Annotated in this window: 16 protein-coding genes and 1 other annotated feature; of the genes, 3 read left to right on the plus strand and 13 right to left on the minus strand. The window is 58.1% G+C overall.

Annotated elements, in window-relative coordinates; genetic code table 11:
* The first annotated feature begins 9 nt into the window (after positions 1-9).
* Positions 10-1296, plus strand: coding sequence for a D-serine ammonia-lyase (gene dsdA / locus INF73_RS19885; RefSeq protein WP_193541058.1), 1287 nt, complete (start codon positions 10-12; stop codon positions 1294-1296).
* Between the two features lie 17 nt (positions 1297-1313).
* Here the strand turns inward: dsdA and INF73_RS19890 are convergent, their stop codons facing one another.
* From INF73_RS19890 to INF73_RS19905, 4 genes are all read right to left on the minus strand, one after another.
* Entirely contained in the window at positions 1314-1661 is a 348-nt protein-coding gene (locus tag INF73_RS19890) for a DUF202 domain-containing protein (RefSeq protein WP_023309822.1), read from the minus strand.
* Positions 1651-1998 carry a YidH family protein gene (locus INF73_RS19895; RefSeq protein ID WP_028014948.1) on the minus strand — a complete coding sequence of 116 codons (348 nt, stop codon included), beginning with the start codon at positions 1996-1998 and terminating at the stop codon, positions 1651-1653. Before INF73_RS19895 ends, INF73_RS19890 begins: the two co-directional genes overlap by 11 nt.
* A 92-nt stretch (positions 1999-2090) precedes the next feature.
* Positions 2091-3413, minus strand: a complete 1323-nt coding sequence (locus INF73_RS19900; RefSeq protein WP_045260840.1) for a 6-phospho-alpha-glucosidase — start codon at positions 3411-3413, stop codon at positions 2091-2093.
* Complete coding sequence (locus INF73_RS19905; protein WP_028014946.1) at positions 3410-5032, minus strand: alpha-glucoside-specific PTS transporter subunit IIBC; 1623 nt, start codon at positions 5030-5032, stop codon at positions 3410-3412. The genes INF73_RS19900 and INF73_RS19905 overlap by 4 nt, the downstream gene beginning before the upstream one ends.
* Before the next feature lie 221 nt (positions 5033-5253).
* Here INF73_RS19905 and INF73_RS19910 point away from each other — a divergent pair, with 221 nt between their 5' ends.
* Positions 5254-6000: a GntR family transcriptional regulator gene (locus tag INF73_RS19910; RefSeq protein WP_028014945.1), complete on the plus strand. Its 747-nt coding sequence runs from the start codon at positions 5254-5256 to the stop codon at positions 5998-6000.
* On the opposite strand, the gene INF73_RS19915 is transcribed toward INF73_RS19910, so the two are convergent.
* From INF73_RS19915 to ibpA, 3 genes are all read right to left on the minus strand, one after another.
* Positions 5968-7629 carry a putative transporter gene (locus tag INF73_RS19915; RefSeq protein WP_028014944.1) on the minus strand — a complete coding sequence of 554 codons (1662 nt, stop codon included), beginning with the start codon at positions 7627-7629 and terminating at the stop codon, positions 5968-5970. The two genes, INF73_RS19910 and INF73_RS19915, sit on opposite strands and share 33 nt — an antisense overlap.
* Positions 7630-7758: 129 nt before the next feature.
* Entirely contained in the window at positions 7759-8187 is a 429-nt protein-coding gene (gene ibpB, locus INF73_RS19920) for a small heat shock chaperone IbpB (protein WP_028014943.1), read from the minus strand.
* Positions 8188-8323: 136 nt separating this feature from the next.
* Positions 8324-8734, minus strand: a complete 411-nt coding sequence (gene ibpA / locus INF73_RS19925) for a small heat shock chaperone IbpA (RefSeq protein ID WP_008500162.1) — start codon at positions 8732-8734, stop codon at positions 8324-8326.
* Positions 8728-8799 (minus strand) — a sequence feature (ROSE (Repression Of Heat Shock gene Expression) occurs in the 5'-region of heat shock genes and acts as an RNA thermometer to modulate expression.). Its footprint overlaps the gene before it by 7 nt.
* A gap of 250 nt (positions 8800-9049) precedes the next feature.
* Between ibpA and INF73_RS19930 the strand changes: the two genes are divergently transcribed.
* The gene (locus tag INF73_RS19930; protein ID WP_048961388.1) at positions 9050-9382 is read left to right on the plus strand and encodes a YceK/YidQ family lipoprotein; all 333 of its coding nucleotides are present in this window, start codon (positions 9050-9052) and stop codon (positions 9380-9382) included.
* Here the strand turns inward: INF73_RS19930 and INF73_RS19935 are convergent.
* The 6 genes from INF73_RS19935 to dgoR all read right to left on the minus strand — a co-directional run bounded on the left by INF73_RS19935 (position 9379) and on the right by dgoR (position 15386).
* Positions 9379-10608: a DUF3748 domain-containing protein gene (locus INF73_RS19935; protein WP_193541056.1), complete on the minus strand. Its 1230-nt coding sequence runs from the start codon at positions 10606-10608 to the stop codon at positions 9379-9381. The genes INF73_RS19930 and INF73_RS19935 overlap by 4 nt on opposite strands.
* Positions 10609-10659: 51 nt before the next feature.
* Positions 10660-11997: an MFS transporter gene (locus tag INF73_RS19940; RefSeq protein WP_080350606.1), complete on the minus strand. Its 1338-nt coding sequence runs from the start codon at positions 11995-11997 to the stop codon at positions 10660-10662.
* Between the two features lie 78 nt (positions 11998-12075).
* Positions 12076-13224 carry a galactonate dehydratase gene (dgoD, locus tag INF73_RS19945; protein WP_193541054.1) on the minus strand — a complete coding sequence of 383 codons (1149 nt, stop codon included), beginning with the start codon at positions 13222-13224 and terminating at the stop codon, positions 12076-12078.
* On the minus strand, positions 13221-13838 hold the full coding sequence (locus INF73_RS19950) for a 2-dehydro-3-deoxy-6-phosphogalactonate aldolase (RefSeq protein ID WP_193541052.1): 618 nt from the start codon (positions 13836-13838) through the stop codon (positions 13221-13223). The genes dgoD and INF73_RS19950 overlap by 4 nt, the downstream gene beginning before the upstream one ends.
* Positions 13822-14700, minus strand: a complete 879-nt coding sequence (locus tag INF73_RS19955) for a 2-dehydro-3-deoxygalactonokinase (protein WP_193541050.1) — start codon at positions 14698-14700, stop codon at positions 13822-13824. Before INF73_RS19955 ends, INF73_RS19950 begins: the two co-directional genes overlap by 17 nt.
* On the minus strand, positions 14697-15386 hold the full coding sequence (dgoR, locus tag INF73_RS19960) for a D-galactonate utilization transcriptional regulator DgoR (RefSeq protein WP_003861109.1): 690 nt from the start codon (positions 15384-15386) through the stop codon (positions 14697-14699). The genes INF73_RS19955 and dgoR overlap by 4 nt, the downstream gene beginning before the upstream one ends.
* Positions 15387-15490 lie beyond the last annotated feature (104 nt).

The raw sequence follows: 15490 nt of genomic DNA on the forward strand, positions 1-15490 counted from the left end.
AGACATATTATGGAAAACGCAACTATCACCACTTTAACCGCACAGTTTCCTCTGGTTGAGGATCTGATTGCCCTGAAAGAAACCACCTGGCTTAACCCGAACACCACCACGCTTGAAGAAGGGCTGCCCTATGTCGGGCTGACCAAAGCCGACGTGGACGATGCCCATGCGCGCCTCAACCGCTTCGCGCCGTATCTGGCGAAAGCCTTCCCGGAGACGGCGGCAACGGGTGGGATTATTGAATCTGAACTGGTCGCCATTCCGGCAATGCAGGCGCGGCTGGAGAGAGAATCTGGCAAATCCATTCCCGGCACGCTGCTGCTGAAAAAAGACAGCCACCTGCCGATTTCCGGCTCGATTAAAGCGCGCGGCGGCATCTATGAAGTGCTGACCCACGCGGAAAAACTGGCGCTGGACGCCGGGTTGCTGAGCGTTGAAGACGACTACAGCATTCTGCTGGAGCCGCGCTTTAAGGCCTTCTTCAGCCAGTACAGCATTGCCGTGGGCTCCACCGGCAACCTGGGGTTATCCATTGGCATAATGAGCGCCCGCATCGGCTTTAAGGTGACGGTCCATATGTCCGCCGACGCCCGCGAGTGGAAGAAAGCCAAACTGCGCAGCCACGGCGTCATCGTCGTGGAATATGAGCAGGATTACGGCGTGGCGGTGGAGCAGGGACGCAAAGCGGCGGAAAGCGATCCGAACTGCTTCTTCATTGACGATGAGAATTCCCGCACCCTGTTCCTGGGATATGCGGTGGCGGGCGAGCGCCTGAAGGCACAGTTTGCCGCTCAGGGCCGCGTGGTGGATGCGGATCATCCCCTGTACGTCTATCTGCCGTGCGGCGTAGGCGGCGGGCCTGGCGGCGTGGCGTTTGGCCTGAAGCTGGCCTTTGGTGATAACGTGCACTGCTTCTTCGCGGAGCCAACGCACTCGCCGTGCATGCTGCTGGGCGTTTACACCGGCCTGCATGATGCGATTGCAGTGCAGGATCTGGGCATTGATAACGTGACGGCGGCGGACGGTCTGGCGGTTGGGCGCGCGTCCGGCTTTGTGGGCCGCGCGATGGAGCGCCTGCTCGACGGGTTCTATACGCTTTCCGATCGGAGCATGTACGACATGCTCAGCTGGCTGGCGCAGGAGGAAGGGATCCGCCTTGAGCCTTCAGCGCTGGCGGGGATGGCCGGGCCGGTGCGCGTGCCTTCAGACGCCAGCGTTACCCACCTGGTGTGGGCAACCGGCGGCGGCATGGTGCCGGAAGACGAGATGGCCAAGTATCTGGCTAAAGGGAAGTAATTAAGCCGCCACTCGGTTTACAGGCTCAAAATTTGCTGAATATGGGTCACCGCAAACAGCAGCGATAGCGAGAGAACAGCCAGCGCAATCAGGAATTTATCCCGCACCGCTTTCGGCTGTACAAAATCGTTCTGCGCCACGTCCATCAGGTTACGGCTGCGGGTATAGCGCCATAAAATAATGGCCACCAGCGCCAGCACAATAATAGAGATCCAGAATGGCACCCCGGTTCGGTGCCAGTTGTGCTTAATCGCCAGGGCAATCAGCGCGCCATACCCCAGCAGCGTGCGCAGCCAGGCCAACGACGTCCGCTCCGGCTGCAGGCCAGGGTCCGCTTCGCGTCGCGCTTTGCGACTATCCGCCATAGAACACCAGCCCCATCACCACGCCCGCCACCGCCAGCAGAATTACGCTGATGATGAGTAACCCGCGCGTATAGGGCAGATCCTGCTTCAGGCGCATCGCCTTCTCATTGCGCAGCCATCGCAGGTAGCCGTAAATCGCCAGCACGCCCGCGAACAGGCACAGCAGCAGCGCCAGCACTTCACGAATCAGCGGCGTGGCAAAATCGGGGGCGAGCTGGTCAAGGCCGACACCTGCGGCCAGAAAGCCCAGTGCGGTGCGGATCCACGCTAAAAAAGTGCGTTCATTAGCCAGAGAGAAGCGGTAGTCCGGCGCTTCGCCGAGGCGGGAAATTTTCATGGAGATTCCTTGTCGTGCTACGGGCAGGCTTCAGCATAGCGTAAATCGACAAGGACAAGGAGACCGGCATCGGGCGATGCCGGTCAGGACGATTAATGCAGCTCTGGCCAGTACTCTTTGTTGGCCTCGATCAGGTCATCCAGAATCGCTTTCGCGACGGAGGCGCTCGGCACGGTTTTCGACAGGGTAATGGCCTGCCAGAGCTTCTGGTACGAGCGCTGCTCCCAGGCATCCACCACCAGTTTTTCCACCGCCACCTGCTGGCTCATCAGCCCTTTCTGGAAGTGCGGAATATCGCCCACCGTAAGCGGCTCCGGTCCGTTATGGCCCACCAGGCACGGGATCTCCACCATCGCGTCGGCGTCAAAGTTATGGATGGCACCGTTGTTTGGCACTATCAGCAGCATCCGCTCCTGGGTGTTAAAGGCAATCGCAGTCGCCAGATCGACGATGTACGACGCATGTTCGTCGATTTCCAGCTCACCGGCGGCGGAGTTGCCGGCTTCGATAATCGCCCGACAGGAACTGAACACATGCTTCTCACGGTGATCCATAACTTCATTGGCGCGGGTCCGTTCCGGGTTGGAATGCGCGACCACGTAGTCCGGGAACAGGTAATACTTCAGGTAGGTGTTCGGCATGGTGTCCGGATCCAGCGCCTGCACGTCTTTAGCTTTGGCAAAGGTATCGTTCCAGCTCGCTTCGGTATGTGCATCTTCCGAAGGCGGAACATAGCCGTTTTTCGCCACGTATTCGCGCAGCTTCGGCATCAGATCGTTGCCGTTCAGGTCTTCAATCGACGTCCACCAGCCGAAGTGGTTCAGGCCGTAGTAGCGCACGCGCATCTCTTTGCGGTCTTTCAGGCCGACAATCTGCGCCATGCGCCCTTCAATGCCGATCGGCATATCGCAGATGTTGAGGATTTTAGCGTTCGGACGCAGGCGGCGCGTGGCTTCTGCGACAATCGCCGCCGGGTTGGAGTAGTTCAGCATCCACGCGTTCGGGGAGTACTGCTCCATATAATCCACCAGCTCCAGCACGCCGCCGATAGAGCGCATGCCGTAAGAGATACCGCCCGGTCCGCAGGTTTCCTGGCCCAGCACGCCGTGGCGCAGCGGGATTTTTTCATCTTTTTCGCGCATCGGGTATTTGCCCACGCGGATGTGCGCCATCACGAAATCGACATCGGTAAACGCCGCTTTTGGATCGGTGGTGTAGCTGAATTCAATCTCCGGGGCCTGCTCCTTAAGGATGATTCTGCACGCTTCGGCGATGGTCTCCTGACGCGCGCCGTCGTTGTCATAGAACTTCAGGGCGCGCAGCGGAAAACGGTCACGGTTGGCTAACAGCATCAGGACGATACCAGGCGTAAAGGTGCTGCCGCCGCCTGCAATGACAACTGAGAATTTTTTCATGATATAGCCTCTGTCAGGGTGGTTTGTTCATTTGTTAAAGGAGTTTTCATCAGCGATTCCAGCTGGTCGCGCACCTGAGGAACGTGCAGGCCGACAATCACCTGAATGCCGTTGCCGCGTCGCACTACGCCGTGTGCGCCCAGGGCTTTGAAGACGTCGTCGCTTTGGGTTTTCGCCATATCCACCAGCGCGATACGCAGGCGGGTGGCGCAGTTATTGATGCTTTCGATGTTGGCCGCACCGCCGAGCGCCTGCAGGAATCCGGCGGCTTGCCCAACCTGCTGGCTGGCCGCCGCCGGGGCGGTGGTTTGCCCGCGCGCCGCCTTATAGTCGGCCTTGCTGTAGAGTTTGATTTCGCTCTCTTCCCGGCCCGGCGTTTTCAGGTTCAGACGCTCAATCAGCGTTTTGAAGATCACGAAGTAGATGCCGGTGAAGCAGACGCCAATGCCGATCTGGGTGAACACCGTCGAGGCGTGGTTATGGAACATCGGGATCCAGTTTTGCGGCAGGAACTGGTCCAGCAGGCCGCCGCCCATATTCCCCACGACGCCGAAGGCGTACATCACTGTCGCCATGGTCGCCGCCAGCACCGCATGCACGGCGAACAGCAGCGGCGAGATAAACAGGAAGGTGAACTCAAGCGGTTCGGTAATGCCCACCAGCACGGCGGTGAGCGTGGCCGGAACCAGCAGGCCCGCCACCTTGACGCGATTTTCTGGCGACGCGGTGTACCAGATAGCGAAGGCAATCCCGACCGAGCCAAACACTTTTGAGTTGCCGTGCAGCGCGAAGCCACCTTCCGGGAAGAGGGTCTTCAGCGGCAGGGTGCTCTGGCTGAATTCCTGCAGATGCTGCGCCCAGTAGACCTGAATACCGCCCTCCACCGCCGCCGGGCCGAAGATGAACGGACCGTAGACGAAGTGATGCAGGCCAGTTGGGATCAGAATGCGTTCCAGGAAGGTATACACCCACACGCCCAGCGCACCGGCAGAGCGCAGGAACGCCTGCAGGGATTCGATGCCCATCTGCACTTTCGGCCAGCCCAGCAGCGTCAGCCAGGCACAGGGGATCATCACGAAGAACGCGAGGATAACGACAAACGAACTGCCCTGGAAAATCCCCAGAAAGACCGGCAGCGGCTTGTCGAAATAGCGGTTGTGGATGGCGGTGACGATGCCTGAGATCACGATGGCACCGATGATGCTGGTATCGAGTGTTTTGATCCCGGCAATCATCGCCAGCCCGCTTCCCGCCGTTGGTTCGGCGGAGAAGTCGACGCCAAAGAAGTGGCCCCAGGTCATCCCCATCGCGTTAATGAAGTAGTTCCAGGTCAGGAAGCTAATCAGCACCGCCAGGCAGGCGCGGCCCTGGGCCTGCTTCGCCAGCCCAATCGGCAGGCCGACGGCAAAAATCAGCGGCATATTGCGAAACACCGCCCAGCCGCCCTCTTCAATGATGTGAACGATCTGCGCGAAAAGATGATCGGGGGCGGTTAAGGCTTCGCCGACAAACAGCGGGTTGCGAAGCATGATGGCGATTCCCACCACGATCCCGGCAAACGGAAACAGCAACACCGGGGTAAACATGGCACCGCCAAAACGTTGTATTTGACTGAGCATTTTTAAATCCTCACGTAACAACCTGTAGGGGTAGAGGCCTTTATGGTTTTTTGCTGGCCTGAGGTGAGCATAAGAACTTACTGATGCGCGAACATGGCGTGCCGCTGCGATTCGTGATCGCATTCATGGTTTTATTTTGACCAGTCAGGTCTACTTTTTGAGTTAAATATGGACATGTCAGGACGCATTCCACGCCCTGATAAGGGCAGAGAGGTCTACTGGTGATCTACAAATCAATTGCTGACAGGTTGCGGCTGCGGCTGAATTCATCGGACTACAACATCGGCAGCCCGCTGCCTGGTGAAAAAGCGCTGGCGCAGGAGTTTGGCGTGGCGCGCATGACCATCCGCAAGGCGCTGGATCTGCTGGTGAGCTGGGGGCTGGTTGAGCGCCGGCACGGCAGCGGAACGTTTGTCTCGCGCAAAGACGTTCACCACGAAACCACTAACCTGACCGGGCTGGTGGAGGTACTGCGTCAGCAGGGAAAAGAGGTGCAGAGCAAGGTGCTGCAGTTCGAAGTGATGCCCGCCCCGCCCGCCATCGCCAGCCAGCTGCGGATCCAGGTGGATGAGCGGATCTACTTTTCACGGCGGGTGCGCTACGTGGACGGAAAGCCGCTGATGCTGGAGGACAGCTTTATGCCGGTGAAGCTGTTCCGCAACCTGTCACTGGCGCATCTTGAGGGGTCTAAGTTTGATTACATTGAGAAGGAGTGCGGGATCACCATCAGCGGCAACTACGAGAGCCTGACGCCGGTGCTGGCAGATAAACAGCTGGCCGGTTATATGAATCTGCCGGAACAGACGCCGCTGCTGCGAATTACCTCTCTCTCCTACAGCGACAGCGGCGAGTTCCTCAATTATTCCGTGATGTTCCGAAATACCAGCGATTACCAGGTGGACTACCATCTGCGGCGCATCCACCCGGAAGAGCTGTTAGCCCATCCCCCAGAACAGCACCGCCAGTAGCTGCGGGGTGATGATGCGCAGGAACATCACCAGCGGATAGACGGTGGCATAGGAGAGCGCGGCCGCGCCGCTGGTGGCGTGCAGGTTGTTGGCAAAAGCGAGCGCTGGCGGGTCGGTCATGGAGCCCGCCAGCATGCCACACAGCGTCAGGTAGTTCATTTTGGCGAACATCCGCGCCAGGATTGCCACCGTCAGCAGCGGGATCGCCGTGATAAAGATGCCGTAGCCGACCCAGCTCATCCCTTCGCCCTTGACCAGGGTATCGACAAAATCCCCGCCGGACTTCAGCCCGACAACCGCCAGGAATAGCACGATGCCCAGCTCGCGCAGCGCCAGGTTAGCGCTCGGCGGCATAAACCAGTAGAGCTTCCCGATACAGCCGATACGCCCGAGGATCAGCGCCATAATCAGCGGCCCGCCCGCCAGGCCGAGCTTGAGCGCCACCGGGAAGCCCGGCACGTACAGCGGAATAGAGCCGAGCAGCACGCCAAGCCCGATGCCGATAAACACCGGCAGCATCTGCACCTGCTGCAGTTTTTGCTGGGCGTTGCCCACCATATCCGCCACGGCATCGATGGACGACGGGCGTCCGACCAAGTTGAGGATATCCCCGAACTGCAGGCTGGCCTCCGGGCTGGCAACCAGTTCGACGCCCGCACGGTTGAGGCGGGAGATGACCACGTCGTAGCGCTCTTTTACCTGCAGATCGCGTATTTTCTTGCCAAGAACGTGCTCGTTGGTCACCACAACACGCTCCACGCGCATATCGGTGCCGCGGGTTGAAAGCGAGGTATCCACTTCCTGACCAATCACCAGCCGCGCGTTGTTCAAATCCCCCGGCTGGCCGACCAGGTGCAGCAGGTCACCCTGCTGGATCATCGTGCCGGGCGCAGGCACCATCAGCACGTCGTCGCGCTTAAGGCGGGAGCAGATAATATTGGCGCTGTTCAGGATCGGTACGTCCTGAATCGCCATATTGTTCAGGTTGGGGTTATCGACGCGAATATTGATGGTTTTGATCGGCATGTGGCCATTGGTGAGCGTGGTTTCGTGATCCTTCGCCTCTTTGTCGACGTTAACGCGAAACAGGACGCGGACCAGCCACATGGAGAGCAGAATGCCGCAAATCCCAAACGGATAGGCCATGGCGTAGCTCATCCCCATCTGGTCAACAATGCCGGGTTCAATGCCCAAATCGCGAAGGATTTGCTGCCCGGCTCCGAGCGCCGGCGTGTTGGTGACCGCCCCGGAGAAAATGCCCAGCACCACGGGCAGCGGGATAGCAAAGATTTTGTGCAGGATCGCGGTGACCAGCCCGCCCATCACCACAATGCCGAGGGCAAACAGATTGAGCCGTAGCCCGGAGACGCGCAGGGAAGCGAAAAAGCCCGGCCCTACCTGAATCCCGATGGTGTAGACGAAGAGGATCAGGCCGAACTCCTGAATAAAGTGGAGCATATCGGCGCTGAGAACCAGCCCGAGCTTGTCAGCAAAATGCCCGACAAAAATGCCGCCAAACAGCACCCCGCCAATCCCAAACCCGACGCCACGGATTTTGATATTGCCTATCCACAGGCCGACTACGGCGGCCAGGGCTAACACGCTGACGGTTAACGCGATATCACTCATGATCCACATCCTTGGCATAACCTTAGTTATAACAAGGATTTTCTCAGAGCCGGATGCGGTTGTATGGGCGATGGCGCACAAAAAAGCCCTGCCGGAGCAGGGCTTTGTGCAGTCTGTGAGTAAAGCGGATTAGCTGTTCAACGCCGGCCGCTCGCTAATGGCGATACGCTGCGGCGCGATGGCTTCCGGCACGTTACGGATAAGATCGATATGCAGCAGCCCGTTGGTAAACGTCGCACCGGACACTTCCATATGGTCTGCCAGGGTAAAGCTCAGGCTAAACGGCTGATTAACCAGACCCTGATGCAGCCACCGGGTTTCGGTCTCTTGTTTTTCCGGCGTACCCTTCACGGTCAGGCGCGCGCCTTCGAGCTGGATATCCAGATCTTCCTGGCGGAACCCGGCCAGCGCAAGGGTGATGCGATAGTGGTTATCGTCGCTTTTTTCGATGTTGTACGGCGGAAATGTCTGTTGCTCGGTGGTGCTTTGCAGGGCATTAGCCAGTTTGTCAAAACCAATCCACTGACGCAGCAGGGGGGATAAATCGTAGTTACGCATACTAAATCTCCTTCTGAGAAGCGAGTTCGGCACAGTTTAATTTTGTGCACAGTTGTTCCTGCAAATCCTCATGGATTCGCATATGCTCCCGTTACGGCAAGCAAGTCTGGGTGGGCCGCTCGCGCGACCCGCGTAATTAGTTAATTTCGATACGGCGCGGTTTTTTCTCTTCCGGAATCACGCGTTCCAGTTCGATAAACAGCAGGCCGTTAACCAGGTTCGCGCCTTTAACGTGAATGTTCTCGGCTAACTGGAACTTGCGTTCAAAGTTGCGCTCGGCGATGCCCTGGTAAAGGTAGGTACGTTCTTTCTGCTCGGCCGTATGGGAACCTTTCACCACCAGCAGGTTGTCCTGCGCGGTGATTTCCAGCTCGTTTTCTGCAAAACCGGCGACGGCAATGGCGATGCGGTAGTGGTTTTCGTCAACCAGCTCAACATTGTATGGAGGGTAGCCGTTGCTCTGGCTTTGGTTATTTTCTAAATGGTTAAACAGGCGGTCAAAACCAATTGCAGAACGGTATAGCGGAGAAAGATCGAAGTTACGCATAGATAATACTCCTGAAATCAGCGAGAAATTGTAGCCTTCCACCATGGACAGGCCTTTGTGCCCCCGGACACCCATCAGGCGTGTTCGTTATCGGGTCACATTCTTAAAATGGGTCTGGAACCGAGCTTTTCAAGACTATTTAGGCGAGATTTTTTTGCACTTTGCTGGTTGTCGCATAGACTCTGGGACAACAGCACAAAGGGTTAAATTGCGATGGCTGCCACAGTGCGGGGTTATCGGGCTATTCATTTCGGATAAGGCTCGCTATAACCCTGAGTTGCAGGTCTATGCAGTGCCATTAACGATGACTGAGTGATGATGAAAAATGTTCTGATAAAGCTGACGACGTTCAGCGGGCTGGTTTTACTTTGCGGGTGTTCGAGCGTGATGTCTCACACCGGCGGTAAAGAAGGAACATATCCGGGGACGCGCGCCAGCGCGGCGATGATCTCCGATGACGATACGAACTGGGGCACCAAATCCCTGGTTATCCTGGATATGCCCTTTACAGCAGTGGCGGATACGCTTCTGCTGCCGTGGGATGTATTCCGTAAGGACGATTCCGTGCGCTCACGGGTAGAGAAAAGCGAGCAGGAAAATCTGGCGACAAACGCCGTTATCCCGCCCGCCGAGATGCCGCCGCGCTAGTCCTTCGCGGTTTCCGTTACCCAAAGCTGACGGAAACCGCCCGTCTCTTGCATCCACGCAATAAAGCGCCCGTCCGGGGAAAACACGACCGCATCAGCAGACGGCGGATTGCCGTGATCGGACGTCAAAAACGTCACTTCTCCAGTCTTCGCGTCACAGCAGGCGATTCGGTTTTCAAGCACAAATCCCAGCATGTTCCCGGAAGGGTGCCAGTTAAACGCAGACTGAATACCGCTCCCGGTGCGCGTCAGCTGGCGCGGCTCGCCGCCCTCAGGAGAGATCAGCCACAGCTGCACAATGCCGTTATCATCCCGCATCAGAAACGCGATTTGCGTCCCCTGGGGGTTACTGCGCACCCAGTGACGCGGCACGTTCACCAGACCCGGGTAGGCCCTCTGGTGGGTAAAGGTCAGACGACGCTGCTTCACCCCGGCAGGCGGCGCTGGCAGGGTGTCTGGGGTGCCCTGCAGCGGCTCATCGCCCGCTCGTTTCCAGCCCTGCTCGTCTTCTGGCAGGTTAACAATAAACAGTTCAGGCACTTTTTCGCCCTGCGCGGAGAGGGTATCGCCGATAAATGCCAGCCTGTTGTTGCCCACCCAGCCCTCTTCGTAGGCGCGGTTGATTTCATCGCTGCCCGGCTGCGGGTTGGGCGTCGTGCGGCTGACCAGCACGCTCCAGAAATTGCCTGAATATTCACGTGGATGATTCCCCTGCGGGTTCACCGGGCCAAACGGTGCCGCCACGCCGACGTTGCGTAAATCGAGCTTCGGATCGCGCTCATGTAAAACATGGTCGTTATAGGTAAAGCTGACGAGCAGCCCGTTCGGGCTAAAGACGTGCACGTGGCTGCCGCCGCGCAGCGCGCCTGCGGTATAAGGCGCGGTGATATCCATCGCGTCCAGGTTGCTCACCTGACCGTGATGCACAATCACACCCTGACGATGATGAAAATCGTAGTGCCAGCCAGCATCCGGGTTTTTCGGACCGTGGATAAAGACGTATTTGTCCTGTGCCGGATGAACGGTCACCACGCCGACATGCGCGCCGTCAGTGGCGCGATAGACCACCTCCACCTCACCCGTAACGACGTTGACCTGCTCAATGGTTTCGCCGGTAAATGACGCGCCTGACGGGCGCACGTCGTAGACCAGCCACTGGCTGTCCGGCGTCCAGGTATTGATGTTGGTCAGCTGGTGGTTGCGGGAGGCGAAGGTAATTTGTTTCATGAGGATACCCTGATGCACGGTGAGTGCATCAGGGTAAAACATCCGCAGGGATTAGCCTACTCGTTTCACATCGCCCACCAGCAGGATGTAGGAGAGTGCCCCGATCAGCGCCACGGCAGAGATGTAGACCAGCGCCGGGCCGAAGCCGTAGTCCTGCGCCAGGTAGCCGATAACCAGCGGTACGGTGATCCCGCCCAGTCCGCCGACAAAGTTGAACACACCGCCGGTCAGGCCAATCAGCCGCATCGGCGCAAGGGACGACACCAGCGACCAGGTGATAGAGGCGAAACCGTTACCAAAGAACGCCACCGCCATCAGGGCCATAATCCACACCGGATCGTTGGTGTAGTTGGCACCCATAATGCAGGTTGAGATCAGTAAGCCGCAGATAATCGGCGTTTTACGCGCCACGCCCAGCGAGTACCCTTTTTTCACCAGCTTATCGGCCAGCCAGCCGGAGAGCAGCACGCCGAAAAATGCGGCGAGGAACGGCACGGTAGTCATAAAGCCCGCCTTTAGCGCCGCGATCCCCTTTTCCTGGGTCAGGTAGTTCGGGAACCAGGTGAGGAAGAACCACAGCGTAGAAGTAACCGCGAACTGACCCAGATAAACGCCCACCAGCTTACGGTGGAAGACCAGCTTCCAGTCCGCTTTGGTCAGCGGCTGGCGCGCCTCTTTTTTCACCGGCGCATCACCATCCACCAGACCGCCACCGTCGCGGATGTAGTCCAGCTCGGCCCTGGTGATACTTTTGGTCAGACGCGGCGGCTGGTAGACCTTGAACCAGATTAGCGACCAGATAATGCCAATCCCGCCGGTGACGATGAACACCCAGTGCCAGCTCAGCAGCTCCTGGATCCAGATCAGCAGCGGCGTCAGGAACGCCAGGCCGACAAACTGGCCAGAGGTGTAAAAACCAACGGCGGACGCGCGCTCGTGTTCCGGGAACCAGCTGGTCACCATACGGTTGTTGGTCGGAAACGCGGGCGCTTCGAAAACCCCGGTGATGGCACGCAGGCCAATCAGCGACATCAGCCCGGTGGCGAAGCCCTGGAATAGGGTCGCCACGGACCAGCCTAATATGGCGATAAAGTAGGTCAGACGTGAACCCACGCGGTCAAGAAACCAGCCGCCGGGGATCTGGCATAAGGTATACAACCAGGCAAACGCCGAGAAGACGTAGCCCATTTCCGCTTTAGTGATGCCAAACTCTTCCTGAATATGGGCCGATGCCACGGCAAGGTTGGCGCGGTCGACATAGCAAATGACCACGGTAATAAAGATCATCATCAGCGTCAGGTAGCGGCGACGCCCGATTTTTGTAGCGGTAACTGGAATATCCATCGCAATCTGTCTCCAGATTTTGGGCATAGCGAAGCCGCTCACCATGCCCTGTAATTTACAGAGGGTTATATTTTTGTATGTATGATTTTTGCCCGGAGGCTTACCGGGTCTACGGCATGGCGATTACCATTCCGCTACGCTGCCGTCCTCATGACGCCACAGCGGGTTTCGCCAGTCCGGCGCATTCTTACTCAGCTCAATGACTTTAGCTTCGTCAATTTCCACGCCAAGGCCCGGCTTCGTAAGCGGTTTAAAGAAACCGCCTTCCATGCAGAAGTCTTCTTTATTTTTCACAAAATCGAGCAGTTCCGCGCCCTTGTTATAGTGAATCCCCATGCTCTGTTCCTGGAACACCGCATTGCGGGAGACGAAGTCGACGTGCAGGCAGGCCGCCAGAGCGATTGGGCCGAGCGGGCAGTGCGGTGCCAGCGCCACATCATAAGCTTCTGCCATCCCGGCAATTTTGTAGCATTCGGTGATGCCGCCCGCATGAGAAAGGTCCGGCTGCAGGATCGCTATGCCGCCCGCTTCAAGTACGCGTTTAAACTCGAAGCGCGAGAACATACGTTCACCCGCCGCGATAGGAAGGTGGGTCTGTTCAGCCAGTTTCGGATAGTACTCGGCCTGCTCGGCCAGCACCGGCTCTTCGATAAACAGCGGACGATACGGCTCCAGCTCTTTGATCAGCACTTTTGCCATTGGCGCGCTGACGCGGCCGTGGAAATCCAGACCAAACTCGATCTCGTTGCCGAAGGCTTCACGAATTTGCGCCACGGTATTGACCGCCCGGTCTACCGCACGCGAATTGTCGATAACGCCCATCTCTTCGCAGCCGTTGAGCTTGAAGGTGTCAAAGCCGATATTGCGCAACTGCGTGATGCCGTCGATCACTTCCGCAGGACGGTCGCCGCCTACCCAGCTGTAGGCTTTGATTTTGTCGCGCACCAGGCCGCCCATAAGCTGCCAGACCGGTGCGTTAAGCACTTTACCTTTGATATCCCACAGCGCCTGGTCGATACCGGCGATGGCGCTCATCATGATCGGACCTCCGCGGTAGAAGCCCGCGCGGTACATCACCTGCCACAGGTCGTTAATGCGCGCCGGATCCTGACCAATCAGGTATTCGCCCAGCTCGTGTACTGCCGCTTCAACGGTGCGCGCGCGCCCTTCAATCACCGGTTCGCCCCAGCCTACAACCCCTTCATCGGTTTCGATTTTCAGGAACATCCAGCGCGGGGGTAAACGGTACGTGGTGAGTTTGGTTATTTTCATTTCACTGCCTCTCGATACGCTTTCACAAATGCTGCCGCCTGCTGTGCGGTACGTTCCACGGACTGGCCGGCACGATAAAGATCGCTACCCAACCCTGCGCCCACACAGCCAGCGCTCATCCACTGGCCCAGGTTTTCTGGCGTTACGCCGCCCACGGCAAAGACCGGTACGCTGGCGGGCAATACCGCTTTCAACGCCTTGATGTAGTCCGGTCCAAAAGCCGATGACGGGAAAATTTTGAGCGACTGCGCGCCCGCATCAAGGGCAGTAAAGGCTTCCGTGGCGGTGGCGCAGCCCGGGCAGACCGTCATGCCGTAACCTACCGCGCGGCGGATCACCTCAGGCTGAATATTGGGCGTGACGATAAGCCTGCAGCCCATCTTTGCCAGCCGATCGACCTGCTCAGGCTGTAACACGGTGCCTGCGCCAATCAGCGCCTTATCGCCGAAAACCTTCACTACGGCCGGAATGCTTTTTTCCCAGTCGGGCGAGTTGAGCGGGATTTCTACCGCGTCGAATCCGGCGTCGATAACCGCGCCGACGTGGTCTAACGCCTCATCGGGCGTGATGCCGCGCAAAATCGCGATAAGGGGAAGATCAGTTTGCCACTGCATGAGCGATGCTCCTTATTCCTGCCTGAAATGCCGTGTCGCCGGATACCGTCGAAACATCACGCCCAACGGCGCGAAATGCCTGTTCGTAGCGCGACGTTAGCGATGCGCCTGCGACAATCGTAATGGCCTGCTCGTGCGCGATGAACTCACGCATGCTGGCGACCTCTGCGCCAATCAGCAGGCCGGAGAGAAACTCGCTGACCTGCTCGCGCGGGAGAAGTCCCAGCACGTGCGAGGCGCGAACCTCAAAAAGCTGCGGCAACACATCAGGGGAGGCGATCCCACGTTCAAGCCCGGCGGCAAACGCCTCTAACGAGGATTCCTGCTCAGGTAAACCGGCCCCGACCAGCGAATGGTTGAGCAGCAAATGGTGCAGCTCGCCGGTCATTACGGTGCGAAAATCGTGGATTTGCTCAGCGTCAGCCTGGACCCACTTACAGTGCGTGCCGGGCATGACGTAGACAGAAGAAGGAGAGAGAGCGCGCGCGCCAAGCAGCTGCGTCTCTTCGCCGCGCATCACGTTGTGGTTATCGTCGCGAGAGACGCTCAAACCGGGAATAATCCAGATATTGTCACCAACGGACGTCAACTGCTCGCCAATAGCGGAGAAATGGACGGGAACCGACAGATAAGGTGCAATTTTCCAGCCTACGTTACTGCCCACCATTCCCGCCATTACCACCGGCGTGGCGCTGTCGCGCCAGTTTTGTGTGATCTCTGCTAACACCGCCTCGGGGGATTTACCGTTCAGGCGCGTCACGCCTGCTTCTGATTGCCTGCTCTCCAGGCACTCCTCGCCCTGATAAAGCCAGGCGCGCAGATTGGTCGATCCCCAGTCAATTGCGATGTAGCGAGATGTCATGTGATTTCCTTCAGCCTTCGTGTCGAGCTGGCAATCATGGTAAGCGCCGCCTGCTCTGCCGCATCGCCGTCCTGATGCCGTATCGCATCGAACAGCGCTTTATGTTCCTGGAGCGTTTTTGGCATGTTGGCTTCATCACCCATCCAGGTACGTTCAAATACCGCTCGCTGTAGCGAGCTGATCGCCACGCTAAGCTGCTGTAAAACCGGGTTATGCACCGACTGCAGCACCGCTTCGTGGTAGCGAATGTCCGCCTCGTTGAACGCCTCCCGGTTCTGGTTATTGGCGATCATGTCGTTTAAAGCCGATTCAATCTGGGCCAAATCACCGGAGGTCGCGCGTTCCGCCGCCCAGCGCGCAATTGCCGGCTCCACCAGGTTTCGAACTTCACTCATCGCGCCGATAAGCCGCGGGTCGTAGTCGTTTTCCAGCACCCACTGCAGCACGTCGGTATCGAGGTAGTTCCACTGGTTGCGCGGAGCAACAAACGCGCCGCGATAGCGCTTCATTTCAATCAGCCGCTTCGCCATCAGCGAGCGGAACACTTCCCGGATGATGTTGCGCGAGGTTTCAAACTCCTCGCACAGTTCAGCCTCTGCGGGGAGCGGCGAACCGGGAACGTATTTACCGCCCACAATCTGGGTGCCCAGCGTAATAACGATGCGATCGGTTTTATTGAGAGTCATGGAGAGTCCTTGTGCTCTGTATGTCCATCACTACTTTACCGCGACCGCTGAATTTCGCCTCACTTTTGCAGTACAAACGTGAGGCCATTCTTCTTTGCCGTGGT

Origin of the sequence: Enterobacter cloacae complex sp. P6RS (genome assembly GCF_014982245.1) — a bacterium.
GTDB classification, from domain to species: Bacteria; Pseudomonadota; Gammaproteobacteria; order Enterobacterales; family Enterobacteriaceae; genus Enterobacter; species Enterobacter bugandensis.